The 24,950-nt window shown below is 64.4% G+C and carries 24 protein-coding genes; 16 read left to right on the top strand and 8 right to left on the bottom strand.

Going from position 1 to position 24,950, the window contains the following annotated elements:
• The first annotated feature begins 2 nt into the window (after window positions 1-2).
• The 4 genes from QQK95_RS23585 (at window position 3) to QQK95_RS23570 (ending at window position 4,265) form a co-directional block, all read left to right on the top strand.
• Window positions 3-770 (top strand): ATP-binding cassette domain-containing protein, encoded by a 768-nt coding sequence (locus QQK95_RS23585; protein ID WP_284276795.1) that lies wholly within the window; start codon window positions 3-5, stop codon window positions 768-770.
• Between the two features lie 120 nt (window positions 771-890).
• Window positions 891-1,886: an inositol 2-dehydrogenase gene (iolG, locus tag QQK95_RS23580; RefSeq protein ID WP_010912862.1), complete on the top strand. Its 996-nt coding sequence runs from the start codon at window positions 891-893 to the stop codon at window positions 1,884-1,886.
• A 38-nt stretch (window positions 1,887-1,924) separates the two neighbouring features.
• On the top strand, window positions 1,925-2,719 hold the full coding sequence (locus QQK95_RS23575; protein WP_284276794.1) for an SDR family oxidoreductase: 795 nt from the start codon (window positions 1,925-1,927) through the stop codon (window positions 2,717-2,719).
• Between the two features lie 454 nt (window positions 2,720-3,173).
• A complete protein-coding gene (locus QQK95_RS23570; protein WP_096452668.1) occupies window positions 3,174-4,265 on the top strand; it encodes a 3-deoxy-7-phosphoheptulonate synthase in 1,092 nt (363 codons plus the stop codon).
• A 116-nt stretch (window positions 4,266-4,381) separates the two neighbouring features.
• Here QQK95_RS23570 and QQK95_RS23565 read toward each other — a convergent pair whose 3' ends face one another.
• Window positions 4,382-5,017 carry a LysE family translocator gene (locus QQK95_RS23565; protein ID WP_284276792.1) on the bottom strand — a complete coding sequence of 212 codons (636 nt, stop codon included), beginning with the start codon at window positions 5,015-5,017 and terminating at the stop codon, window positions 4,382-4,384.
• Between the two features lie 129 nt (window positions 5,018-5,146).
• Here QQK95_RS23565 and QQK95_RS23560 point away from each other — a divergent pair, with 129 nt between their 5' ends.
• Window positions 5,147-5,842 carry a helix-turn-helix transcriptional regulator gene (locus QQK95_RS23560; protein ID WP_284276791.1) on the top strand — a complete coding sequence of 232 codons (696 nt, stop codon included), beginning with the start codon at window positions 5,147-5,149 and terminating at the stop codon, window positions 5,840-5,842.
• 11 nt (window positions 5,843-5,853) lie between these two features.
• Here QQK95_RS23560 and QQK95_RS23555 read toward each other — a convergent pair whose 3' ends face one another.
• Window positions 5,854-6,963 carry a Gfo/Idh/MocA family protein gene (locus QQK95_RS23555; RefSeq protein WP_284276790.1) on the bottom strand — a complete coding sequence of 370 codons (1,110 nt, stop codon included), beginning with the start codon at window positions 6,961-6,963 and terminating at the stop codon, window positions 5,854-5,856.
• A 240-nt stretch (window positions 6,964-7,203) separates the two neighbouring features.
• Here QQK95_RS23555 and QQK95_RS23550 point away from each other — a divergent pair, with 240 nt between their 5' ends.
• From QQK95_RS23550 to QQK95_RS23500, 11 genes are all read left to right on the top strand, one after another.
• Window positions 7,204-8,049 carry a MurR/RpiR family transcriptional regulator gene (locus QQK95_RS23550; RefSeq protein WP_284276789.1) on the top strand — a complete coding sequence of 282 codons (846 nt, stop codon included), beginning with the start codon at window positions 7,204-7,206 and terminating at the stop codon, window positions 8,047-8,049.
• 154 nt (window positions 8,050-8,203) lie between these two features.
• The gene (locus QQK95_RS23545; RefSeq protein ID WP_284276787.1) at window positions 8,204-10,138 is read left to right on the top strand and encodes a bifunctional 5-dehydro-2-deoxygluconokinase/5-dehydro-2-deoxyphosphogluconate aldolase; all 1,935 of its coding nucleotides are present in this window, start codon (window positions 8,204-8,206) and stop codon (window positions 10,136-10,138) included.
• Between the two features lie 36 nt (window positions 10,139-10,174).
• Complete coding sequence (gene iolD / locus QQK95_RS23540; RefSeq protein ID WP_284276786.1) at window positions 10,175-12,025, top strand: 3D-(3,5/4)-trihydroxycyclohexane-1,2-dione acylhydrolase (decyclizing); 1,851 nt, start codon at window positions 10,175-10,177, stop codon at window positions 12,023-12,025.
• Between the two features lie 104 nt (window positions 12,026-12,129).
• Window positions 12,130-13,047, top strand: coding sequence for a myo-inosose-2 dehydratase (iolE, locus tag QQK95_RS23535; protein WP_284276785.1), 918 nt, complete (start codon window positions 12,130-12,132; stop codon window positions 13,045-13,047).
• Between the two features lie 43 nt (window positions 13,048-13,090).
• A complete protein-coding gene (locus QQK95_RS23530) occupies window positions 13,091-13,309 on the top strand; it encodes a DUF3329 domain-containing protein (protein WP_284276784.1) in 219 nt (72 codons plus the stop codon).
• A gap of 4 nt (window positions 13,310-13,313) precedes the next feature.
• Window positions 13,314-14,126, top strand: coding sequence for a 5-deoxy-glucuronate isomerase (gene iolB, locus QQK95_RS23525; RefSeq protein ID WP_284276783.1), 813 nt, complete (start codon window positions 13,314-13,316; stop codon window positions 14,124-14,126).
• A gap of 151 nt (window positions 14,127-14,277) precedes the next feature.
• Window positions 14,278-14,985, top strand: coding sequence for a DUF1045 domain-containing protein (locus QQK95_RS23520; protein ID WP_284276782.1), 708 nt, complete (start codon window positions 14,278-14,280; stop codon window positions 14,983-14,985).
• Between the two features lie 35 nt (window positions 14,986-15,020).
• A complete protein-coding gene (locus QQK95_RS23515) occupies window positions 15,021-16,175 on the top strand; it encodes an alpha-D-ribose 1-methylphosphonate 5-triphosphate diphosphatase (protein ID WP_284276781.1) in 1,155 nt (384 codons plus the stop codon).
• Window positions 16,172-16,801, top strand: coding sequence for a phosphonate metabolism protein/1,5-bisphosphokinase (PRPP-forming) PhnN (gene phnN, locus QQK95_RS23510; protein WP_284276780.1), 630 nt, complete (start codon window positions 16,172-16,174; stop codon window positions 16,799-16,801). Before QQK95_RS23515 ends, phnN begins: the two co-directional genes overlap by 4 nt.
• Before the next feature lie 186 nt (window positions 16,802-16,987).
• A complete protein-coding gene (locus tag QQK95_RS23505) occupies window positions 16,988-17,743 on the top strand; it encodes a COG4280 domain-containing protein (RefSeq protein WP_284276779.1) in 756 nt (251 codons plus the stop codon).
• Window positions 17,740-17,955 carry a hypothetical protein gene (locus tag QQK95_RS23500; RefSeq protein ID WP_284276778.1) on the top strand — a complete coding sequence of 72 codons (216 nt, stop codon included), beginning with the start codon at window positions 17,740-17,742 and terminating at the stop codon, window positions 17,953-17,955. Before QQK95_RS23505 ends, QQK95_RS23500 begins: the two co-directional genes overlap by 4 nt.
• A 66-nt stretch (window positions 17,956-18,021) precedes the next feature.
• Here QQK95_RS23500 and QQK95_RS23495 read toward each other — a convergent pair whose 3' ends face one another.
• From QQK95_RS23495 to QQK95_RS23470, 6 genes are all read right to left on the bottom strand, one after another.
• Window positions 18,022-18,903, bottom strand: coding sequence for an SMP-30/gluconolactonase/LRE family protein (locus tag QQK95_RS23495; protein WP_284276777.1), 882 nt, complete (start codon window positions 18,901-18,903; stop codon window positions 18,022-18,024).
• A gap of 2 nt (window positions 18,904-18,905) precedes the next feature.
• On the bottom strand, window positions 18,906-19,874 hold the full coding sequence (locus tag QQK95_RS23490) for an ABC transporter permease (RefSeq protein WP_284276776.1): 969 nt from the start codon (window positions 19,872-19,874) through the stop codon (window positions 18,906-18,908).
• Window positions 19,871-20,899, bottom strand: coding sequence for an ABC transporter permease (locus QQK95_RS23485; protein ID WP_284276775.1), 1,029 nt, complete (start codon window positions 20,897-20,899; stop codon window positions 19,871-19,873). The genes QQK95_RS23490 and QQK95_RS23485 overlap by 4 nt, the downstream gene beginning before the upstream one ends.
• Before the next feature lie 3 nt (window positions 20,900-20,902).
• Window positions 20,903-22,405: a sugar ABC transporter ATP-binding protein gene (locus tag QQK95_RS23480; protein WP_284276774.1), complete on the bottom strand. Its 1,503-nt coding sequence runs from the start codon at window positions 22,403-22,405 to the stop codon at window positions 20,903-20,905.
• A gap of 67 nt (window positions 22,406-22,472) precedes the next feature.
• Window positions 22,473-23,540 (bottom strand): substrate-binding domain-containing protein, encoded by a 1,068-nt coding sequence (locus tag QQK95_RS23475; RefSeq protein ID WP_284276773.1) that lies wholly within the window; start codon window positions 23,538-23,540, stop codon window positions 22,473-22,475.
• 164 nt (window positions 23,541-23,704) lie between these two features.
• Entirely contained in the window at window positions 23,705-24,769 is a 1,065-nt protein-coding gene (locus QQK95_RS23470) for a sugar ABC transporter substrate-binding protein (protein ID WP_284276772.1), read from the bottom strand.
• Window positions 24,770-24,950 lie beyond the last annotated feature (181 nt).

Here is a 24,950-nt window from a genome sequence, read left to right as displayed (position 1 = left end):
CCATGTCAGATATCGTCCTGAAGACCGAAAACCTGACCAAGCGCTATGGCGGCGTGCACGCGCTGGAAGGCGCCAATTTCGAGCTGCGCAAGGGCGAGCATGTCGCCATCATGGGCGACAATGGCGCCGGCAAATCGACCTTCGTGCGCCAGATCACCGCTGTCGAGCAGCGCACCAGCGGCCAGATCTGGTTCGACGGCAAGGAAGTGAATTTTGCCGGGCCGATCGAGGCCCGCACCGCGGGCATCGAGACTGTGTTCCAGAACCTGGCGCTGGCCGATGATCTCGACGTGCCGTCTAACCTTTTCCTCGGCCGCGAAAAGCTGCTGTTCAATCTCGGCCCCTTCTCGATCCTCGACCGCAAATACATGCGCAAGGCGACCGAGGCTGCACTGGTGCGCACCGCGGTGAAGATCCCCAACCTTTCCAACACGATCCGCCACATGTCGGGCGGCCAGCGGCAGTGCGTGGCGATCGCCCGGACCGCGACCTTCGCCTCCAAGCTGATCATCATGGACGAGCCGACTGCCGCACTCGGCGTGCAGGAGACGGCGCAGGTCGAAAACATCATCCGCACGCTCAAGGACAATGGCGAGCCGCTGATCCTGATCAGCCACAATATGCGCCAGGTGTTCGACCTGTGCGACCGCATCGTGGTGTTCCGGCGCGGCCGCATCGTCGCCAATCTGCGCAAGGAGAACACCGACGGCCAGGACATCGTCTCCTACATCACCGGTGCCAAGACCGGGGAGGCGGAACTCGCGGCCTAGGCGGAGCGGTTGCCCGGTTCCGGGACGATCTGCCGCGCCAGGAAAATACCCCAGCCACCTTTCCTTGACCGGAAGGTGCGGACACAACACTCTCGAACCCATCCCTCAGAGGAAATATCCATGACTGTTCGTTTCGCCCTCCTCGGTGCCGGCCGCATCGGCAAGGTCCACGCCCGCGCCGTCGGCTCCAACCCCGATGCAAAACTGGTGGCGGTGGCCGATGCCTTCGAGAAGGCAGCAAAAGAGCTGGCGAGCGCCTACGGCGCCGAGGTGCGCACCATCGACGCCATCGAAAAGTCCAAGGACATTGACGCCGTCGTCATCTGCACCCCAACCGACACCCATGCCGATCTGATCGAGCGTTTCGCCAAGGCCGGCAAGGCGATCTTCTGCGAGAAGCCGATCGACCTGAACGTCAAGCGCGTCGAGAAATGCCTGGCCGTGGTCGAGAAGGCCAAGGCGACGCTGATGGTCGGCTTCAACCGCCGCTTCGATCCGCATTTCGCCGCCGTGCGCAAGGCGATCGACGACGGCGCCATCGGCACGGTCGAGATGGTCACCATCACTTCGCGCGATCCCGGCGCGCCGCCGATCGACTATATCAAGCGCTCCGGCGGTATTTTCCGCGACATGACCATCCATGATTTCGACATGGCGCGCTTCCTGCTCGGCGAGGAGCCGGTCGCCGTCTCCGCGCATGCCTCGGTGCTGGTCGACAAGAAGATCGGCGAGGCCGGCGATTTCGATAGCGTCAGCGTCATCCTCGAGACGGCTTCCGGCAAGCAGGCCGTGATCTCCAATTCGCGCCGCGCCACCTATGGCTACGACCAGCGCATCGAGGTGCATGGCTCGAAAGGCATGATCGCGGCCGAGAACCAGCGGCCGGTGTCGATCGAACTGGCCAATGAGAAGGGTTATACGCGCCCGCCGCTGCACGATTTCTTCATGACCCGCTACCTCGACGCCTATGCCATCGAGATCGCCTCGTTCATCGCCGCCGCGACGTCCGGCAAGAAGGCGGCGCCGAGCGGCGCCGACGGCCTTGTGGCGCTGAAGCTGGCGGATGCGGCGCTGAAGTCGGCGACGACGGGCAAGACCGTCCGTCTCGACAAGTAAGAACCGGAATCCGGATCCAAGCCACCAGGAGCAAAACGATGAGCGCATCCGCCGATCGCAATCATGAGACACGCGCTATCGTCACCGGCGGCGCGCAAGGCATCGGCTTTGCCGTCGCCGAGGCGCTGGCCGACGAAGGCTGCCGGGCGCTGGCGCTCATCGGCCGCTCGCAGGAGAAGGGCGACAAGGCCGTCGCCCACTTCAAAAAGGCCGGCGTCGACGCCATCTTCATCAGCGCCGACGTCTCGAAGGTAGCGGACTGCAAGCGCGCGGTTTCGACCGCGCTCGCGCATTTCGGCACGCTGAACGCTCTGGTCAACGCCGCCGCCACCTCGGCACGCGGCTCGCTGGTCGAAACCTCGGAAGAGCTCTTCGATCAGATTTTCGACACCAATGTGCGTGGACCCTTCTTCCTGATGCAGGGGCTGGTCACCCATCTCCTGGAGCGCAAGGCGCCCGGCTCGATCGTCAACGTGCTTTCGATGTCGGCGCATACCGGCCAGTCGTTCCTGACGCCCTATTCCACAAGCAAGGGCGCGCTGATGACGCTGACCAAGAACGTCGCCAACGCCTATCGCTTCAACCGCATCCGCTGCAACGCCGTGCTGCCCGGCTGGATGGACACCGAGGGCGAGGACATCGTGCAGAAGAAATGGCACGACGCCCCTGACGACTGGCTGGCGAAGGCCGAAGCCGCGCAGCCGATGGGCCAGTTGGTGAAACCAGACCAGCTCGCGCGGCTGATCAGCTACATGGTCAGCCCGCAATCGGGCGTCATGACCGGATCGCTGGTCGACTACGACCAGAGTGTTGCGGGGTCGTCGCCGGAGTAGAAACGGCGGTCTGGCGGAAACGCCGATCACTTCGTCATCCACGGGCGGAGCAAGGAGCGCAGCGACGCGGCGCAGACCCGAGGATCCATGCCGGGACTCCTGAGCGCCGCCGCGGTGCAGAATTCTGCTCCGCTGCACCCTTCGACTGAGGTCGCGAAATGGATCCTCGGGTCTCCGCGACGGAGCTTCGCTCCTGCTTCGCCCAAAGATGACGAAATCGCGAGGGTTCGGCCTACCCGGAATTGACAGCCATCAGGTACGTGACAAACGCCTCCGCTTCGACTATATGAGCCGCATGATCCACCTGTCCGCCACCTATTGGTACTTTAGCAGCTCGCTGGCGGCGGGAGGATTGCGCTCGATCTGAAGATTGCAGCAACAATATCCGAACAGCCGCCAGACCTGGCGGCTTTTTTGTTTCAGCCGGCAGGTTCCCAAACAGGAGCAGAAAGCCGTGTTGACCACCACAGACGACCTTCGGGTCAAGGAAATCCGAGAACTGAGCACGCCGGACCAGGTGATGCGGGAGATCCCGCGCACGCTGACGGCGACGCGCACCGTCAGCGCCTCACGCAACGCCATCCATGCCATTTTGAACGGCACCGACGACCGATTGCTTGTCGTCGTCGGACCTTGTTCGATCCACGATCCGGTCGCGGCCGTTGACTATGCCAGCCGTCTGGCGGCGCTGCGCGAGACCCTGTCCGACCGGCTCGAGATCGTGATGCGGGTCTATTTCGAGAAGCCGCGCACCACGGTCGGCTGGAAGGGCCTGATCAACGATCCTGATCTCGACGGCAGCTTCAACATCGACAAGGGGCTCAGGATGGCGCGCAACGTGCTGTCGGCCGTCAACAATCTCGGCCTGCCGGCGGCGACCGAATTCCTCGACATGACCACGCCGCAATACATTGCCGACCTCGTCGCCTGGGGCGCCATCGGCGCGCGCACCACCGAGAGCCAGATCCACCGCGAGCTGGCCTCGGGTCTGTCCTGCCCGGTCGGCTTCAAGAACGGCACCGACGGCAATCTCAGGATCGCCGGCGAAGCGGTGAAGTCGGCCGCCCAGCCGCATCATTTCATGGCGGTCACCAAGGGCGGGCGCAGCGGCATCGCCACGACCACCGGCAATGAAGACTGCCATGTCATCCTGCGCGGCGGCGTTCAGCCCAACTATGACGCGGCAAGCGTCGAGGCGGCCTCGGTCGAACTCGCCCGCATCGGTGTCGCGCCCCGGCTGATGATCGACGTCAGCCACGCCAACTCGGCCAAGAAGCCGGAGAACCAGCCCAAGGTGGCGGCCGATGTGGCGGGCCAGGTGGCGGCGGGCGACGAGCGCATCATCGGCCTGATGATCGAGAGCAACCTCGTCGCCGGCCGGCAGGACGTGGTGCCGGGCAAGCCGCTCGTCTACGGCCAGAGCATCACCGATGGCTGCATCGACTGGGCGACCACCGAGACGGTGCTGCACGGCCTTGCCGGGGCCGTCGAGTGGCGCCGCTCGGCGCGTCGCGCCATGCTGGAAAACCGGCAGGGCGCCGCCTGATCCGATGACGATGCGGGAAGGGCGGCGCTAGAGCATGATCCCGAAAAGTGGAAACCGGTTTTCTCGGACAAACGGTTTCCGTTTGTCCAGAGATCATGCTCCAACAAAGAGTTAGACTACGCCGCCCTTAGTCCTTCCCAAGCAGTGAACACCGAGACCGCGAAAAGCAGCAGCCCGGCCGCCCGGCCGGCAAGAATGGTCGCCCGCGGATTGGCGATCAATAGCTTACGGCTGCGACCGGCGGTGATTGCAAGCCCACCATAGATCGCGGCCTGCGTGATGACCGTCATCAGGCCCATGACCGTCGCCTGCATCCAGATCGGGCCGTAGTCCGGCTTCAGGAACTGCGGATACACGGCAAGCACGAAGAGATACGCCTTCGGATTGATCAGGCAGGTCACCAGTCCCTGGCGAAACGCCTTCCACGCGGAGCGGCTGCCGACAGGCCCGTCCTGGCCGACGGTGATGGAGCTGCGCATCAGCGTGATGCCGATGAAGGCCATGTAGGCGGCGCCGGCAATCAGCAGCGGCTTGAACAGGATCGGCACGAAATGCATGAGCAGGCCGACGCCGATCGCCCCGTTCAGCGTGTGCACCATACCGCCGACCATGATGCCGCCGGTCGCGGCCAGGCCCCTGTCGCGGCCGCCGGTCAGCGCATTGGCCAGCACGAACAGCATGTCCATGCCCGGAACGGCGATGATGCCGAACAGCAGGATAAAGAAGAGCCAGAGATTTTCCGCGTAACCCATGTCAGTTGCCTGCCCTCTCGTTCCACCAAGCCGTAGCGGAACCTGTTGATTTTCAATTCGATAGGCAGTCCTATAGGTCGACTCAACTGACAATGGTGTGTCAGTTGCGGTCGGAACCGGGTGAGGAAAATGCGCAAGGCGTCACGCCTGTTCGAGATCATCCAGATCCTGCGGCTGGCGCGGCAGCCGGTGACGGCTGCCATGATCGCCGAGCGGCTGGAAGTGACGATCCGCTCGATTTATCGCGACATCGCTGCGCTGCAGGCGATGCGCGTGCCGATCGAGGGCGGGCGCGGCATCGGTTACATACTGCGCCCCGGTTTCGACCTGCCGCCGCTGATGTTTTCGATCGAGGAGATGGAGGCGATCGTGCTGTCGCTGGCGCTGCTGGAGCGCACGGGGGACGACGAGCTCAAACAGGCGGCCAAGCGCGTCAGCAGCAAGATCGCCGGCGCGGTGCCGCCGCCGCTGCGCCAGACATTCGAGGCCAATGCGCTGCATGCCTGGGGTTTTGCAGCACCCTCGGCCGGCACGATCGACCTGGCGCTGGTGCGCCGCGCCATCCGCGACGAGGAGAAGCTCGACCTCTCCTATCGCGACGAAGCAGGCCGGGCCACGCAACGCATCATCCGGCCGATCGCGCTGATCTATTACGCCGAGTCCGCCAACATCGTCGCCTGGTGCGAACTGCGGCACGCCATCCGCAATTTCCGCAGCGACCGCATCGAGGGTTGCCAGCCGACCGGGCTGCACTTCAAGGGCGAAGGCGACCGCCTGCGCCAGATCTGGGTCGAAGGCTGGGAGACCCCAGCCGTCGGTGGTTGAGGCGAGCGATACTACCGCACATCCACCCAGCGCTTTGCTTCGAAGGAGCGCGCCATGGCGTGCACGGTGCGCTCGATCTCCAGACCCTCGGCGAATTCGATGAGGCGCGCCGGCCTGCCGGCGAGCCGCGTCAGCAGTTCGTGGCACTCGATGATCTTGAGGTCGTTGAAGCCCAGGCCATGGCCGGGCGCCGGCAGGAAGGCGTCGTACGGCCTGTGATGCGGCGCCACCAGGATGGTGCGGTAGCCCTGCTCGGTCGGGCGATCGGCGGTGAGATAGAGCTGCAATTCGTTCATCCGCTCCTGGTCGAACAGTATCGACCCCTTGGAGCCGAAGATCTGGATGGCGATGCGGCCCTTGCGGCCCCAGGCCGAACGGTTGACCTGAAGCGTGCCGGCAATGCCGTTTTCCAGATGCATCAGGACGCTGGCGATATCGTAGGTCTCGACCGCGCGGCGTCCGCCCGCCGCCAGCTTGCGGTCGGCATAGGGCTTGGCCATGTCGCAGATGACGCTGGCGACGCGGCCGAACAGGACCGAGACCAGCGACAGCGGATGCACGGCGAAATCGTCGAGCGCGCCGTATCCGGAAGCGGCCTCGTGCTTCCAGAATAACAGCGCTTCGGGATCAGCCATGAAATCCTCGTCCATCTCGATGCGCAGATGGTTGACCTCGCCGATGATCTTTTCGTCGAGCAGCGCGCCGATGTGACGGATGGCAGGGCTCTGGATGTAATTGTAGCCGAGCGCAGCGACCTTGCCGGATTTCCTGGCCGCTTCCGCCATCGCCTCGGCTTCGGCAAAGCTCGGCGCCATCGGCTTTTCGCACCACAGATGCTTGCCGGCCTGGAGGATGGCGATGGCCATTTCCGGATGGAACTGGTTGGGCGTGGTCAGCGAGACGATGTCGACTTCCGGATCGTTGACGACGGCGCGCCAGTCGCCGGAGGCCTTGGCGAAGCCGAACTCGCCGGCCTTGCGCTGGGCAAGCTCCTCATTGACCTCGCCGAGATGGACGAGCCTGGGCTTGGCCACGTCGGGAAAGACGGCGCCGACGGCACTCCACGCAATGGCGTGGCATTTGCCCATGAAACCCGTGCCTATAAGACCGACGCCGACCATTTTTCGTTTCCTCCGCTGCCTGAAGCTCTGCGTGGATGAATTAGTCCATTTTCTCTCGAAATGGAATGTCTGCCTCATTTTTTATGGCGTTCTTGCGCAGGCTCGCTATGATGGGGCAGAGAGGACGCTTCCAATGCATGTCGCCCAAAAGTGCGCAGCGGTTTTGGGACAACGACATACATGGAATCAAATGGTCTAAAGCGCGCTGACGCGCTTTGGACAAGCTTGGACGGGCCGACGATGGACGAACGGATACCTCGCGACTTCGAAACGCTGCGCGCCACCATCCTCGACCGGCGCGAAAGCCTGCCCAAGCGCATCGCCCAGATCGCCGCCTACGCACTCGACAATCCTGACGACATCGCCTTCGGAACCGCCGCCAGCATCGCCGCCTCGGCCGGCGTGCAGCCCTCAACCCTGATCCGCTTTGCCCAGCAGCTCGGTTTCGACGGCTTCACCAGCCTGCAGCAGGTGTTTCGCGAGCGGCTGCGCGAGCGCAACTCATCCTATGACGAAAGGCTGCAGGCGCTGCGCGCCAAGGCCGAGGGCGGCGCCGGCCATCGGGCGATCTTCGACGGTTTCGTCGCCGCCGCCAGCACCTCGCTCAACGACATTTCCCGCACGCTTGATGACGCGCATCTGGAAGACGCGATTTCGCTGCTGGCCAAGGCGCAGACCATCTATGTCCTGGCCAAGCGGCGCTCCTATCCGGTGGCGACCTATATCGCCTATGCGCTGGGCAAGCTGAAGATCCGCAACCAGCTGATCGAATCGGCCGCCGGCCTGAACGCCGAGATGATCGCCTTCGCCACGCCGGCGGACGCCGTCATCGCCATCTCCTTCTCGCCCTATGCGCCGGCAACCATCGAGGAAGCCCGTACCATTTCGGAGCAGGGCGTACCGATCGTCGCCATCACCGACAGCTCGTTTTCACCGCTTGCCCAGTTCGCCAGGGTCTGGTTCGAGGTTGCCGAGGCGGATTTCGCCGGCTTCCGTTCGCTGTCGGCGACGATGGCGCTGGCCATGGCGCTGACCGTCGGCGTCGGCGAGAAGCGGCGCGATATGGGCCGCAAGCGCAAAGCCTGAGCCTGCGCCAAAAGGCAATTTTAGGTCGGGGAATGCTCATTCCATATTGACTATGGATTGGAATTATTATTTCATATTCCCGGCACCACGCTGCCGCTCGCGCGTGTTACCCAAACAATGTTGTTCCTGACAACAAGACTGACGGGAGGTTCCAATGAGCGAAGCCGTGGACGCCAGACAGGCGCTGCTCGACGTCATCACCATCGGTCGCGCTTCCGTCGACCTCTATGGCCAGCAGATCGGCTCGCGGCTCGAGGACATCACCTCTTTCGCCAAGTCGGTCGGTGGCTGCCCCGCCAACATTTCGGTCGGCACGGCGAGGCTCGGCCTGCGCTCGGCGCTGCTGACGCGCGTCGGCGACGAGCAGATGGGCCGCTTCATCCGCGAACAGCTCAAGCGCGAAGGCGTCAACACCGACGGACTGAAGACCGACAAGGAGCGGTTGACGGCGCTGGTGCTGCTTTCGGTCGAGAGCGAGGGCGTTTCGCCGATGATCTTCTACCGCTCGGACTGCGCCGACATGGCGCTGGCGCCGGAAGACATTGACGAGGCCTTCATCGCCTCGGCGCGTTCGATCGTCGTCACCGGCACGCATTTTTCACGCCCCAACAGCGACGCCGCCCAGCGCAAGGCGATCCGCATCATGAAAGCCAAGGGCGGCAAGGTTGTCTTCGACATCGACTATCGGCCCAATCTGTGGGGCCTTGCCGGCCATGCCGAAGGCTTCGAGCGCTATGTCAAATCCGACCGGGTCTCGGCGCAGCTGAAGACGGTTCTGCCGGATTGCGATCTCATCGTCGGCACCGAGGAAGAGATCATGATCGCCTCGGGCGCCGACGATTGCCTGAGCGCGCTGAAGACCGTCCGCGCGCTGTCGGCGGCCACCATCGTCTTGAAACGCGGCGCCATGGGCTGCATCGTCTATGACGGACCGATCAGCGACGACCTCGAGGACGGTGTCGTCGGCAAGGGTTTTCCGATCGAGATCTACAATGTGCTGGGCGCCGGCGACGCCTTCATGTCCGGCTTCCTGCGCGGCTGGCTCGGTGGCGAAGACCATGCGACGGCGGCGACCTGGGCCAATGCCTGCGGCGCCTTCGCCGTGTCGCGGCTGCTCTGTGCGCCGGAATATCCGACCTTCGAGGAGCTGCAGTTCTTCCTCAAGAACGGCAGCAAATACAAGGCGCTGCGCAAGGACGAGGCGATCAACCACATCCATTGGGCAACCACCCGGCGGCGCGACATCCCCTCGCTGATGGCGCTCGCCTGCGACCACCGCGTTCAGCTCGAGGACGTGGCGGCTAAGGCCGGCGCCGATCCGGCGCGCATCCGCGACTTCAAGGTGCTGGCGGTCAAGGCGGCGGCGAAGGTTGCCGCCGGCCGCGACGGCTATGGCATGCTGATCGACGAGAAACATGGCCGCGAGGCGATGTTCGAATTCGCCAGGCATTCCTTCGCCTGGCTCGGACGCCCGGTGGAACTGCCGGGCTCGCGGCCGCTGCGCTTCGAATTCTCGCAGGACATCGGCTCGCAGCTGGTGGAATGGCCGGTCGACCACTGCATCAAGTGCCTTTGCTTCTATCACCCGGACGATCCGGCGGCGCTCAAGGAAGAACAGCAGCAGAAATTGCGCTCGCTGTTCGAGGCGGCGCGGAAAGTCGGCCGGGAACTGCTCGTCGAGATCATCGCCGGCAAGCACGGCAAGCTCGACGACACGACCATTCCGCGCGCGCTGGAAGAGCTTTACGCGCTCGGCATCAAGCCGGACTGGTGGAAGCTCGAACCGCAGGCTTCAGCTGGCGCCTGGGCGAGGATCGAAGCGGTGATCCTGAAGCATGATCCCTGGTGTCGTGGCATCGTGCTGCTCGGCCTGGAAGCGCCGCAGGACGAGCTGGAGGCGGCCTTCGCCGCCACCGCCAAGGCGCCGATCGTCAAGGGCTTCGCCGTCGGCCGCACCATCTTCGTCCATGCGGCCGAGGAGTGGCTGGCCGGCAGGATGTCGGACGACGAGGCCATCGCCGACATGGCGTCGCGCTTCGAACAGTTGACCGAGGCGTGGCTTGCCGCGCGAGGCCGCAAGGCGGCATAAGAAGGCGCGGCAGAAGGACTGCGGAGGAAAAACACCATGAGCAAGACAATCCGCCTGACGATGGCGCAGGCGCTGACCCGCTTCCTGTCCCGCCAGATGACCGAGATCGACGGCAAGAAGATGCCGATCTTCGGTGGCGTCTGGGCGATCTTCGGCCACGGCAATGTCGCCGGCATCGGCGAGGCGCTCTACCAGGTGCGAAACGAACTGCCGACCTTCCGCGCCCACAATGAACAGGCGATGGCGCATGCGGCGATCGCCTATGCCAAGGCCAATTTCCGCGGCCGCTTCATGGCCGCGACCTCGTCGATCGGCCCCGGCGCGCTCAACATGGTGACGGCGGCGGCCCTTGCCCATGTAAACAGGTTGCCTGTCCTGTTTTTGCCCGGTGATGTCTTCGCCAACCGCATCCCCGATCCGGTGCTGCAGCAGGCCGAGGACTTTTCCGACGGCACGGCGACGGTCAATGACTGCTTCCGTCCGGTGTCGCGCTATTTCGACCGCATCACCCGGCCCGAGCAGATCATCCCGGCGCTGAGCCGCGCCATGCAGGTGCTGACCGATCCGGCCGATTGCGGCCCGGTGACGCTGTCGCTCTGCCAGGACGTGCAAGCCGAAGCCTATGACTATCCCGAGAGCTTTTTCGCCGAGCGTGTCTGGCACCAGCGCCGGCCGCGCCCGGATCGCCACGAACTCGCCGCCGCTGTGGCGGCGCTCAAGGGTGCGAAGAAGCCGCTGATCATCGCCGGCGGCGGCGTTCTCTATTCGCAGGCCTCCGATGAACTGGCTAAATTCGCCGGAGGCGCCGGCGTTCCGGTCTGCGAGACGCAAGGCGGCAAATCCTCGCTGCCGGACGATCATCCGCTCAACATGGCGGCGGTCGGCGTCACCGGCACCTCGGCCGCCAACCGGCTGGCGGAAGAAGCCGATGTCGTACTGGCCATTGGCACGCGCCTCCAGGATTTCACCACCGGCTCCTGGGCGCTGTTCAAGAATTCCGGCAAGACCATTATCGGCCTCAACGTCCAGCCTTTCGATGCCGGCAAGCACCGCGCGCTGCCACTGGTCGCCGATGCGGCCGAGGGGCTCGCGGAGCTTGGCGCGGCGCTGAAAGGCTGGAAGGCGCCTGCCGCCTGGACCGACAATGCGGCCAAGGGCAAAGAGGCCTGGCAAGCCGACGCGGCCAAGGTGACGGCATCGACCAACGCCGCCTCCCCATCCGACGCGCAAGTGATCGGCGCCGTGCAGCGGGCGATGGGCTCCGGCGTGACCTTGCTGCATGCCGCCGGCGGTCTGCCCGGCGAATTGCACAAGCTTTGGCAGGCCGGCGCGCCCGGCTCCTACCACGCCGAATACGGTTTCTCGACCATGGGCTACGAGATTGCCGGCGGGCTCGGCACCAAGATGGCCAAGCCCGGCGAAGAGGTCGTCGTCATGATCGGCGACGGCTCCTACCTGATGCTGAATTCCGAGATCGCCACCTCGGTGATGCTGGGTTTGAAGCTGACCATCGTGCTGCTCGACAACCGCGGCTATGGCTGCATCAACCGGCTGCAGATGGCGACCGGGGGCGCCAACTTCAACAATCTGTTGAAGGACTCGCGCCACGAAATCCTGCCCGACATCGACTTCGCCGCGCATGCGGCGAGCATGGGCGCGATATCAGAAAAGGTGCCGTCGATCGCCGGCCTGGAAAACGCCTTGCGGAAGGCCAAGACGAATGATCGCACTACCGTGCTGGTCATCGACACCGACCCGCTGGTCTCCACCGATGCCGGTGGCCATTGGTGGGATGTGGCGGTGCCGGAAGTTTCTGCGCGGCCGCAGGTGAACGCGGCGCGCAAGGCCTATGACGAGAAGCGCCAGATGCAGAGCGTCGGCGATTGATGCTTCCACCTTCTCCCCGTTTACGGGGAGAAGGTGCCGGCAGGCGGATGAGGGGCGGCGCCAACACTGAAGAAATGAACTGTTCTTAGCACCGGAGTGACGACTTGAAAGCCAAACTGGGCATGTCCCCCATCGCGTGGTGGAACGACGATCTTGCGGAACTGAGCGATGATGTGTCGCTGGAAGAATGCCTGCGCCAGTCGCGTTCGGCCGGCTTCACCGGCATGGAGATGGGCCGGCGTTTTCCCAACGATCCCGCCGTCATGCTGCCGATCCTCAAGGCGGCCGACGTGACGCTGTGCGGCGGCTGGTTCTCCGGCACGCTGGTCGATGAGGAGATGAGCAAGAACAAGGATCGCATCCAGCCGATGATCGAGCTGTTCAAGGCGGTCAACGCGCCTTGCATCGTCTATGGCGAGGTCGGCCGCTCGATCCAGGGCGACCGCTCGAAGCCCCTCGCCACCAAGCCGAAACTCACCGGCGACGAGATGAAGGCCTATGCAAGGCGCCTGACGGAGTTCGGCGAATGGTGCACCGAACAGGGCATGCCGCTGTCCTATCATCATCACATGGCGGCTGTAGTCGAGACCGAGCCGGAACTCGATGCCTTCATGCGCCATTCCGGCGAAGGCATTCCGCTGCTGCTCGATGCCGGACACCTGGCCTTTGCCGGCGGCGACGTGCTGCGCGCCATCGACAACCACCACAAGCGCATCAGCCATGTGCATGTGAAGGATGTGCGCATGGACGTGATCAACAAGCTGGACCGCACGAAACAGTCCTTCCTCGACGCCGTGGCGCTCGGCGCCTTCACCGTGCCGGGCGATGGCTCGCTGGATTTCGGCGCCATCGTGCAGCGCTTCGCCGATCATGGCTATGAGGGCTGGTTCGTGGTCGAGGCCGAGCAGGATCCGAAGAAGAACCCGCCGCTCAAGATGGCTCAGGTCGGTCACAAGGAGCTGATGCGGGTGATGACATCAGCCGGCTACACGGTCGAAACCCAGGGTTTTCCGAATGCCTGACGCGACGGGTTCACGGCGAGCAAGGTTGCTGTAGATTGGCCCGATGAAAGATTCCGAGCACCCCTTCTTCCGCCCGTTGTGGCGGCGTGTCGCCGTCGTCGCGGTCTGTGTCATCTGGTCGATCATCGAGTTCGCCACCGGTACGCCATTCTGGGGCACCATCGCGCTCGGCTTCGCCGGTTATGGCGTCTGGCAGTTCTTCTATCTCTATAAGCCGGTCGACGAGAACAAGCCGACGGCCGAGGCCGAACCGAAGGAGTAAGCGGATGTCGAAGTTGCTGGTGAAGGCCGACAAGGGCCATGGCCGCGTCGCCCATGTGACGCCGAAAAGCGCCGGCTGGACCTATGTCGGTTTCGACCTGCATCGGCTGCAGCCCGGCGAAAGCGCCTCTGGGAAGACGGACGACCGCGAAGTCTGTCTGGTCTTCGTCACCGGCAGGGGCACGGCGAAGGCGGGCGGCAAGGATCTCGGCCTGCTCGGCGAACGCATGTCGCCCTTCGAGGGCAAGCCGTGGTCGGTCTATGTGCCGGAGGGATCGGACTGGTCGGTGACGGCGGACACCGAATTGGAGCTCGCGGTCTGCTCGGCCCCCGGTCTCGGCGGCGGCCTGCCGGTTCGGGTGATTGGGCCTAACGATCTCGGGCAGGAGGTGCGCGGCAAGGGCACCAACACGCGCTACGTCACCAACATCCTGCCGGAGGGCAAGCCGGCCGACTCGCTGCTGGTGGTCGAGGTCATCACGCCCGGCGGCCACACGTCGAGCTATCCGCCGCACAAACACGACCAGGACAATCTGCCAGCCGAATCCTATCTCGAGGAGACCTATTACCACCGGCTCAACCCGCCGCAGGGCTTCGCCTTCCAGCGCGTCTATACCGACGCCGACAAGGACGGCCATCGCGCGCTCGACGAGGCCATGGCGATCGAGGATGGCGATGTCGTGCTGGTGCCCAGGGGTTATCACCCCTGCGCCGCCTGCCATGGCTACGACCTTTATTATCTCAATGTGATGGCCGGGCCGAAGCGGACGTGGAAATTCCACAATGCGCCCGAGCACGAATGGTTGATGAAGGCCTGACCAATCCGGGATTCCGGCTGAACCTATTGGTCCAGCTTGGAAAAATCGTCGGCTAAGGACCTATTGGGTCGATTTGCCTTCGAAAACCCTTCAAAGCTTCGTCAATCCGTCATGGAAATCACCTATGGCAGCGGTCTGACGAGGACTTCCCATGCGTTATGCCATCTACTTCACCCCCCGGCAGGACGAACCGCTGGCGCGGATCGCCGCAAACTGGCTGGGCCGTGACCCGTTCGGCGCGGCGACAAGGCCGGTCGAGGCCGTGGCCGACCTCTCGGCGGCGGAAGTCGCCTTCCACACCGCCTCGGCACGCCGCTATGGCTTCCACGCGACGCTGAAGGCCCCCTTCCGCCTGGCAGCCAACGAGACGGAGACTTCGCTGCGCGCGGGGCTCGACCATTTTGCCGAGGCGACGCCTGTCGTGACGATCCCGCGCCTTGTCGTCAGCCAGATCGACAGCTTCTTCGCGCTGGTGCCGGAGGGACCGCTGCCGCCGCTCAACCGTTTCGCCGACGAGGTGGTGCGCGATTTCGACCGCTTCCGCGCGCCGTTGACCGAGGCCGAGATCGAACGGCGCAGCCCGGATTCGCTGAAGCCGGCCGAGTTCCGCAATCTCTGCCAGTGGGGTTACCCCTATGTCTTCGAGACCTTCCGCTTTCATATGACGCTGTCGGGCCGCGCCGGGCCACAGGAAAGCCCTCGTCTGCGCGCAGCAATCGATAGCCTGTTCGCGGATGTGCTGCGGCAGCCGGTGCTGGTCGATGCGCTGACGCTGTTTGTCGAACCCGAACCGGGCGCGCCGTTCATGGCGCTTTCCCAGCACGCGCTGGGACGCCGCCCGGCAAGGAAAACCGCCTGAACAACCCTGCTCGAAGAATCAAAGGACTGCCCGAAATGACCGCCGAGACCGTTCTTTCCAACGCCCGCATCGTGCTTGCCGACGAAATCGTCGAGGGGTCGCTGGTGATGCGTGACGGCCTTATCGCCGGCATCGATGCCGGCGGCAGCCACGCCAGCGGGAACATGGCCGGCGAGGACATGGGCGGCGACTATGTCATTCCCGGGTTGGTCGAACTGCACACCGACCATCTCGAGGGCCATTACGCGCCACGGCCGAAGGTGCGTTGGAACCCGATCGCAGCAGTGCTCGCGCATGACGCGCAGGTGGCGACAGCCGGCATCACCACCGTGCTCGACGCCTTGCGCGTCGGGATGGACGAGGACGCCGATCTCACCTTGGCCGATATTCGCAAGCTGGCCGACGCGATCGAGGACAGCGTCGAGCAGGATCGCCTGCGAGCCGATCATTTCCTGCATCTGCGCTGCGAGGTTTCGGCGCCGGATTGCCTGCAGGCCTTCGCCGACTTCGACCAGGACGACCGGGTCAAGCTGGCCTCGCTGATGGACCATGCGCCCGGCCAGCGTCAGTTCGTCAATCTCGAAACCTATGCCTACTACTACCAGCGCAAGCTGAAGCTGACCGACCGCGACTTCAAACTGTTCTGCGAGAAGCGGATGGCGGAATCGGCGCGCTATTCGGCGCCGAACCGCGCGGTGATCGCCGCTGCCTGCAACGAGCGCGGCATCGTGCTCGCCAGCCATGACGACGCCACGTCCGGCCATGTCGACGAGGCGATAGAGCAAGGCGTGCGCGTTGCCGAGTTCCCGACCACCGAGGAAGCAGCGCGCGCTTCGAAGGCGGCGGGCCTGGGCGTTCTGATGGGTGCGCCCAACGTCATGCGCGGCGCCTCGCATTCGGGCAATGTCTCGGCGCGCACGCTGGCCAGCGACGGCCTGCTCGACATCTTGTCATCGGATTATATTCCCTTCAGCCTGATCCAATCGGCCTTCTTCCTCGGCGACATGGTCGAAGGCATTTCGCTGCCGCAGGCGGTCGCCATGGTGTCGAAGAACCCGGCCGAGGCCATTGGCCTGACCGATCGTGGCATCATCGAACAGGGCCGCCGCGCCGACCTGGTGCGCGTGCGTGTCGATGACCATGTTCCGGTGGTGCGCACCGTCTGGCGGCAAGGGCGCCGGGTCGCATGATGGTGTCGGCCTTGATCGAGCGTGAATTGTCCGCTGAAACGTTCCCTGTCCGTCATGGCGTCTTTGTCGCCGTCGTGGGGCCTAGCGGCGCCGGCAAGGACACGGTGATCGGCTACGCCCGCACCCTCTTCGCCGATGAGACCCGGCTGGATTTCGTCCGGCGCGTCATCACCCGGCCGAGCGATGCGGCGAGCGAGGATCACGACACGCTGGCCGATGCCGCTTTCGTCGAGGCCGAGGCCGACGGCGCCTTCGCCATCTCCTGGGAAGCGCATGGCTTGCGCTATGGCCTGCCTGCCGATGTCGACTGGTCGGTCGCCAATGGCCATGTCGCGGTGGCGAACGTTTCGCGTGCGATCATACCCACCTTGCGCGAGCGCTATGCCAATCTGGCCATTGTCGAGATCACCGCTTCGCCCGACGTGCTGGCCGGGCGGCTGGCGATGCGCGGCCGCGAGTCGCGCGGCGAAGTGCTGGCGCGGCTGGCGCGCAGCGCCAACATCACCCTGACCGGCCCTGGCGTCACCACGATCGACAATAGCGGTCCGCGCGAAGTGGCCGGCGAACGCTTCGCCGAGCTGCTGCGCAAGGCAATGGCCTTCTCCGACATGTCAGGCCTGATCTGATCCAGGCGTGTGTCCGGCAGCCGCAGCGTGCGCGGCTCGATTGGCCCGAAGTGCCGCCCATCGGCGCTCACTTGCTTTCCCGCTGCTTCCGGAGCGCTATGTGTCGCGAACGGTCCATACGATTCCGCCCTCCGTTCCCGGGGCCTCCAACCGGAAGCTTCAGGCGGGACGAGACAGGAAGCCTCGATGCAGACACTGACGCCCATCCTCTCGACGGTCACGGCGGCATTTCTCGCCTCCTTCGTCGAGGTCGTCGAAGCCTTCACCATCGTGCTTGCGGTCGGCGTGACGCGCAGCTGGCGCCCGGCGCTGACGGGCGCCGCCCTGGCGCTGGCGTTGCTGGCGGCGCTGGTGCTGACGTTCGGACCGCTGCTGGCGCTCGTGCCGATCACCACGCTGCAATTCGTCGTCGGCGTGCTGCTGATCCTGTTCGGCATGCGCTGGCTGCGAAAGGCCATCCTGCGCAGCGTCGGCGTCATCGCGCTGCATGACGAGGCGGCGGCCTTCTCCGAGGAGACCGCCACCTTGCGCCAGCAGGCCAATGACCGTCGCGCCGACTACCTCGCCGGCCTGGCCTCGTTCAAGGCGGTGCTGCTCGAAGGCGTCGAGGTGGTGTTCATCGTCATTGCCGTCGGCGCGGCGCACGGCCAGACACTCTACGCCAGCCTGGGCGCGCTGGCGGCCTTCGTCCTGGTGATGCTTGTCGGCCTGGCGGTGCACCGGCCGCTGGCGCGCGTGCCGGAGAATGCGCTGAAATTCGTGGTCGGGCTGATGCTGACCAGCTTCGGCATCTTCTGGACCGGCGAAGGCATCGGCGCCGACTGGCCGGGCGCCGATCTCGCTCTGCTCGCCATCTTCGCCATCGTCGCGCTGGCGTCCTTTGCCATGGTGCGCTGGCTGCGCGGCACCTATCCCGTATCGGCTGGAGGGCTCGCCCGGTGAGTGTCATCCGTCTTATCGCCAGGGAATTCCTCGGCATGTTCGTCGATGACGGCAATCTGGCGCTGCTGGCGCTGGTGCTGGTGGCCGCCATCGCGGCGGCGGTGAAGCTGCTGTCCGTGCCGCCACTGCTCGGCGGCGCGCTGCTTCTGGTCGGCTGTCTCGCCATCCTGCTGCAAAGCGTTCGCCGCGCCGCACGCGCGACCAAACGATAAGACGGCCCGCACGCCTCGCTGCCTCGGACACCGTTTCGACAGCGAAATGATGCCCGAGCGACCTAGCTATCCCTTGAACGCAGGCAGCGTCAGGCCCTTGACGCCGACATCGAGCGCGAACAATCCGCCCGGATTCTTCTGGCGGACGAAGTGGCTGGCCGGGCGCTTCAGCACGGCCGAGGTGACATAGAGGATGTCGAGGTCCTTGCCGCCGAATTCGCAGCAGGTCGGGAGGTCGGTCGGCAGAACCACGGTCTGCATCAATTCGCCATCAGGATCATATCGGCAGACCTTGCCGGTCACCGGGATGGTCACCCAGTAGCAGCCCTCGGCATCGACGGTGGCGCCGTCGGCGACGCCGCCGGTCGCCGTCATGTCGATGAAGGTGCGGCGATTCTCGATGTCGCCGGTGGCGGCATCGAAGTCATAGGCCCACACCGCGCCGGCATGGCTGTCGGAGAAATACATGGTCTTCGAATCCGGACTCCAGGCGAGGCCGTTGGAACAACCGATGCCATCGATCATCTTGTGCACCGAAAGATCCGGATCGAGCCGGTAAAGCGCGCCGATGAATTCGATCGGCTCGCCCGGCACCTCGAACATCGAGCCCGACCAGAAGCGACCCTGGCGGTCCGGCTTGCCGTCGTTGAAGCGGGTTTTCGGCATATGCGCTTCCGGATCGACGATCGTCTCGAACCTGCCGGTCGCCGGGTCGAAGAAATGAAAGCCATTGGTCATGGTCAGCACCAGACCGCCCTTTTCGCGCAGGCCGAGGCAGCCGAGATATTCCGGTGTCTCGAAGGTCTCGTCCTTGCCGCTCAACGGATCGTAGCGGTGGATCAGCTTCTTCCAGATGTCGATCCACCAGAGCACGCCGGCCTTGGGGTCCCAGAGCGTACCTTCGCCGAGTTCGGCCCGGGCATCGACGACGCAAGTGATCTTGACCATGGTCAGCCCTCTTTTCTCCGCAGCCTGCCGCCGAGGCCGGCGAAGGTCTCGCTGCCGACCGACACGGTAAGCAGGATGACCGCGCCATAGACGATGAGCAGCGCACCGCTCGACAGGTTCAGCGCCGGCAAAAGACCGGTGAGAATGGTGAGCACCATGGCGCCGGCGACGGTGCCGAGATAATGGCCGCTGCCGCCGAGGATCGAAGCGCCGCCGATGGCCACCGCCGCGATCGAGGTGAACAGGTAGGCGTCGCCCATGCCGAGATAGGCCTGGCCGGAATAGCCGGTCAAAAGCATGCCGGCGAAAGCGGCGGTGAGGCCTGAGATGACATAGGTGAGTACGGTGGTGCGCGCCGTCGGCACGCCGGAGAATTCGGCGACCGTGGCGCTGGTGCCGAGCGCATAGAGATGGCGGCCGAACGCCGCCTTGGAGAGCAGCAACGTCGCCACCAGCGTCAACGCCAGCCAGATCAGCGCGATGACCGGAAAGCCGCCGATGCGCCCGACTGAGAGGAACTGGATCAGGGCCGGCGCCGAGGGTGTGGGCGAGCCGCCGGTCAGCACCAGGATCAGCCCTTGCAGGATGACGTTGGTGGCCAGTGTCATGATGATCGGCGGCACGCCGAACCGGGCGACACCGATGCCGTTGACCAGCCCGATGAAGGCGCCGCCGGCGAGCAACAACGGCATGACCCAGACCAGCGGCAGGTCCTGGCCGCCGCACAGCAGCGCCATGATGATGGCCGCCGAATTCAGCACCCAGGGCACCGACAGGTCGATGCCGCCGCCGATGATGACGAAGGTCTGGCCGAGCGCAACGATGCCGACGAAGGCGGCGAGCACGACGGTGGAGCGCATGTTGGAGACCGACAGGAAACCCGGCGAGAACAGCGCCGTGACCAGAAGCAGCACCACCATGCCGGCATAAGCGAGCACGATCAGGCGGTTGCGGGCGAGGAAGGCACTCATTGGACCCGGTTCCTTGCGGCCTTCTCGGCGACGGAACTGGCCAGCACCGAAAGCAGCAGGATGACGCCGGAGGCGACCGGCTGCCAATAGCTCGACACATGCAGGACGAAGACCAGATTGCCGATCAGGGTCAGCACGAAGGCGCCGATCAGCGTGCCGGCGAGATGACCGCGGCCGCCGAACAGGCTGACGCCGCCGATGACCGCCGCGGCCACCGACGGCAGGATATAGTCCTTGCCGATGGTGGGCGAGCCGGCGCCGGTCTGCGTCACCAGGAACAGCGCCGCGCCGGCCGCGAACAGGCCGGACAGGCCATAGGTGACGAGGTTGACCCTGGTGATCGAGACACCGGAGAGGAAGGCCGACTTTTCGTTGGAGCCGGTCGCCTGGATGGCGATGCCCGCCCGGGTGGCGCGGAACCACCCCCAGAACATCAGCAGCGCCAGCAGCATCCAGACCGGGCTGGCCAGGCCAATGAACTGCGCGGAAGCGAAGCCGACCCACCATGAGGGAATGCTGCCGCCATCGGTAGGCAGGATGATCATGGCGACGCCGTTGAGGATCGACCAGGTGGCGAGCGTGACAAGGAAGGGCTGCAGCTTGAGCAGCGAGATCAGCAGGCCGTTGAGCGCGCCGATCAGGAAGCCGAGCGCCAGGATGATCAGCGCCCAAAGTGCGGTGGTCGACGGATCATCGGTGAAGCGCGTCGCGGCGATCACCGTGCCGAGGCTGATCATGCCGCCGATCGACAGGTCGATGCCGCCGCGCAGCAGCACGATGGTCTGCCCGGTCGCCGCCAACATCAGCGTCATCGCCGCCGCCGTGTCGAGGTTGAGCTCGTCCAGCGAGAAGACGCCGGACTGCAGGCTGCCATAGATGCCGATGATCAAGGCCAGCATCAGGCAGGCGACCAGGAACGGGGCGCGGTCGAGCAAGCGGCCGCGCCAGTCGATGGCCGGCTTGGTAGGCTTCGTCTCGGCCGGCCGTTGCGCCATCCCCACAGTGTGCTCCACGGACATCACCATGCCTCAAGCCGCCTTGGTTTCAAGCATGGCGGCGCGCAGGATTTCCTCCTCCGAAATGTGATCTCCTTCCAGCGTCGCGGCAATGCGGCCGTTGCGCATCACCAGCACACGATCGGCGACATGGACGAGTTCGGGCATGTCGCTGGAATGGAACAGGATCGCATAGCCCTTGGACGCCAGGTCGCGCATGAGCTGAAAAATCTCGCCCTTGGTGCCGACATCGACGCCGCGCGTCGGATCGTAGAGCAACAGCACGCGTGCCTGCGTCAAAAGCATCTTGCCAAAGATCACTTTCTGCTGGTTGCCGCCGGAGAGGGTGCCGGCAAGCTGTTCCGGCGTGCCGGCCTTGATGCGCAGGAAATCGACCATCTCCTTGACGAGCGCCGCTTCCTTTTGCCGGCTGAGCAAGCCGTTTTCGGTAAAGCGCTTGATGACCGACAAAGTGAGGTTCTCGCGCACGCTCTTGGTCAAAAGCAGGCCCTGCCCGCGCCGGTCTTCCGGCACCAGCGCGATGCCGTCCTTACCGGTCAGCGCCTGGCGCGGATTGCCTATCGAGACCGGCTTGCCCCACAGTTCGATCGTGCCGCTCGCTCTGGTGGCGCCGAACAGAGCCTGGAACAGCTCGCGCTGGCCATGGCCTTGCAGGCCGCCGACGCCGAGCACCTCGCCCTCACGCAACGCAAAATCGACGCCGGAAAGCCGGCTGCCGCTCGAAACCCCCTTGACGCTCAGTGCGATGCTATCGGTCGCGGTGGCCACGCGCTCGGGATAGAGTCGGTCGAGATGCCGGCCGATCATCTGGGTAACGATCTCATTGTCGGACACCGCATTGGCCTCATGCGCGGCAACGGTGCTGCCATTGCGGAAGATGGTCAACCGGTCGGCGATGGCGCGCACCTCGGCCATACGGTGCGAGATGAAAATGACCAGCCGGCCTTCGGCGGCGAGCTGCCGGGTGAGCTTGAGCAGCCATTCAGCTTCCCGCGCTGGCAGGGCCGAGGTCGCCTCGTCGAGGATCAGGATGCGCGTGTCTTTGGCGAGGCCCTTGGCAATCTCGACGATCTGCCGTTCGGCCAGCGTCAGCCGCCGCAGCTCCTGGTCGGGGCGCAGCGCCGGGAAGTTGTATTTTTCCAGCAGCGCCAGCGTCTTGCGGCGCATCTCCTTGCGATTGACGGTGCGCAACAGCGTACGCGGCTCATGGCGAAACCAGATGTTCTGCTCGACGCTGAGATCGGGGATCAGCGACAGTTCCTGGAAGACGGCGGCAATGCCGCGTGCCTGCGCGGCATCCGGATTGGCCGGGCGATAATCCCTGCCGTCGACCAGGATCGAGCCGCCATCATGCTGCACGGCGCCCGACAGTATCTGGATGAAGGTGCTCTTGCCCGCACCGTTCTCGCCAAGCAAGGCATGCACCTCGCCAGCACGGGCGCCGAATGTCGCCTCGCTCAGCGCGACGATGCCGCCATAGCGTTTGGACAGGCCGTTGACAGTGACAAGGTCCATGCATGCGCCTTCGAAAAGCTCTCCCGACATCTTGCGATGCCGGGAGACAGGGTCGTGGTCACGGATGTTACTTCGCCCCGGCGGCTTCCGCAGCGGTGATCTCGACCCAGTCGGGCGTGATCGGCAGCGTCAGGCCGGGCGCCTGGTCCGGGAAGGCATTTTCGCCAATCGCGATCTTGATCATCTTGGTGCCCGGATAGAGCTTGGACTCGAAGGGATCGGTGGTGACGAAATCACCCTTGACCGAGACGGAACGCTCGGCCGGCTTCTTGCCGGTGTCGAGAATGTCGACGGCCAGCTTGATCGCTTCGGAGGAGAGATAGGCCGGATTGGAGCCCAGGATGCACTTGGCGCCCTGCGTCTGCGCGCAGGTGACGGCGGCGACATTGTAGGAGAAGCCGACGACCGGAACGATCGGCCGGCCGGCATCCTTCAGCGCCTGGATGGCGCCCGAGCCATACCCTTGCGTCATGATGCCGTCGATCTTCGGATTGGCGGCAAGCAGCGCCGCGACACCAGACTGTTCCGGTCCAAGCGCATAGTTGCCGTTGTAATAACCGACGACCTTGATGTCGGGATATTTGGCCAGCACCTTCTCATAGCCCCCCTGCAGCTGCGCCGAGATCGGCGCGCCGGCAAGGCCGCGGTCGAGGATGATATTGCCCTTGCCGCCGAGCTGCGTGGCCATCCACTCGGCCATGACGGAGGGGATGCGATCCCAGTCGGAAGCGACGGCATAGGCGCAGGGTTCGGTCACCACCTGGTCGAAGGAGATGACGACGATGCCTGCGTCGCAGGCCTTCTTGATGGTCTGGTTGAGCGCCGAATCCGAACCGGCATCGACGAGGATGGCGTCGGGCTTCTGGCGGATGATGTTGTTCAGCGAGTTGATCTGCGCCTGGACGGTGTTCTCTACATTCTCGATCTTGAGGTCGACGCGGCCCTTCAGCGGCCCTTTGTTGACCGATACGGTGGCGACACGCTCCATCTGCTGGCGCCAGTCATTGCCGACGAAATTGTTCGAGAGATAGATGGTGTAGGGCTTCTTGTCCTCGGCGTGGCTCGGCGCTGTGCCGATGGCGATCGTGGAGATGGCAAGCGCTGCCAGTCCGGCGCAAACTGTCTTCAGTTTCATGGTCTCTCCTCCTTCGTGTTTCCTGCATCAGCCGGTGACGGACTTCGCCATCTTGGTGGGTGCTGCGTGTAAATTGATACCGGTACCAATGCGCCTTGTCAATTTAAGCCAAGGCGCGTTGGAGAGGCCTGGAGCGGCCATTTGGTCACCGTTGGCAGGCATCGTCATTTCGAGCCGGCGGCCTCGGCCGGGGTAATTTCGACCCAATCCGGGCTAACCGGAAGAAACAGGCCCGGTGCCATATCCGGAAAGGCATTCTTGCCGACCTCTATCTTCTGCATGGTCGCATCCGGATACAATTCCGATGGGACCGGATCGGTGGTCAGGAAGGCATTGCGCAGCAGGATCTTCTTCTCCGCCGGCTTCTTGCCGTCGAGGATCTCCACCGCGAGCTTCAAGGCTTCAGCCGACAGATAGGCAGGGTTGGGTGCAAGGATGCACTGGGCGCCCTGGGTCTGAACACAGGTCGTCGTCGTCAGGTTGAAAGGACTGCCGGTGATGGGAACGATCGGACGCCCGGCATCCTGCAGCGCCTTGATCGCTCCGGCGCCGTAGCCCTGGACGAAGATGGCGTCGACTTGCGGGTGCGCCGCCAGCAGGCTGGCGACACCGGCCTGTTCCGGCCCCAGCGCATAGTCGCCGTTGAAATAACCGACCACTTCGATGCCGGGATATTTCTTGATGACTTCCTCGAAACCACCTTGCAGCTGGGCCGAGATTGGAGCGCCGGCAAGCCCGCGGTCGACGAGGATCTTGCCCTTGCCGCCGAGCTTCTTGACCAGCCACTCGGCCTCGACGCGCGGCGCCCGCCCCCAGTCGGACTCCATCGTGTAGGCGCAGGGCGCGCTGACGATCTGATCGAAGGCGACGATCAAAATGCCAGCATCGCAAGCCTTCTGGATCGTTGGGTTGAGGGCTTCGCCGGAGCCCGCGTCGATGACGATGGCGTCGGGCTTGTTGCGAATGATGTTGTTGAGGGAATTGATCTGCGCCTGGACCGTGGTTTCGACCACCTCGACCTTGAGGTCGACGCGACCGGCAAGCGGCGGCTTCTTGACCGCGATTTCGGCGCTGCGCAGCATCTGCTGGCGCCAATCATTGCCGACGAAATTGTTTGAGAGATAGATGGTGTAGGGTTTCTTGTCCTGCGCGTTGGCCGGTACGGCACCGATCGACAGCAAGGCCGTCGCGATCACCGCAAGCCTGGCAAGGAATGCACCTGCTTTCATGATTTCCTCCTCCCGTGTTTGGTGTCTGCGGCGCGAACGTCACCGCCTCTCGAATGCCTTCGAGCCCCCTTATCGACAGACCTTGTTCGCGCGCACGCCGTCACCCCAGAACCGCTGCGCATCTTGAGTGACATGCACCAAATGTTCAGCGTCGGATCAGGGCTTCGCATCCACGTTGGAT

Origin of the sequence: Mesorhizobium huakuii (assembly GCF_030160235.1) — a bacterium.
In the GTDB taxonomy this organism is placed as follows: Bacteria; Pseudomonadota; Alphaproteobacteria; order Rhizobiales; family Rhizobiaceae; genus Mesorhizobium; species Mesorhizobium huakuii.
The sequence above is the reverse complement of the archived record's forward strand: the minus strand, read 5'-3'. Positions and strand labels throughout refer to the sequence as shown.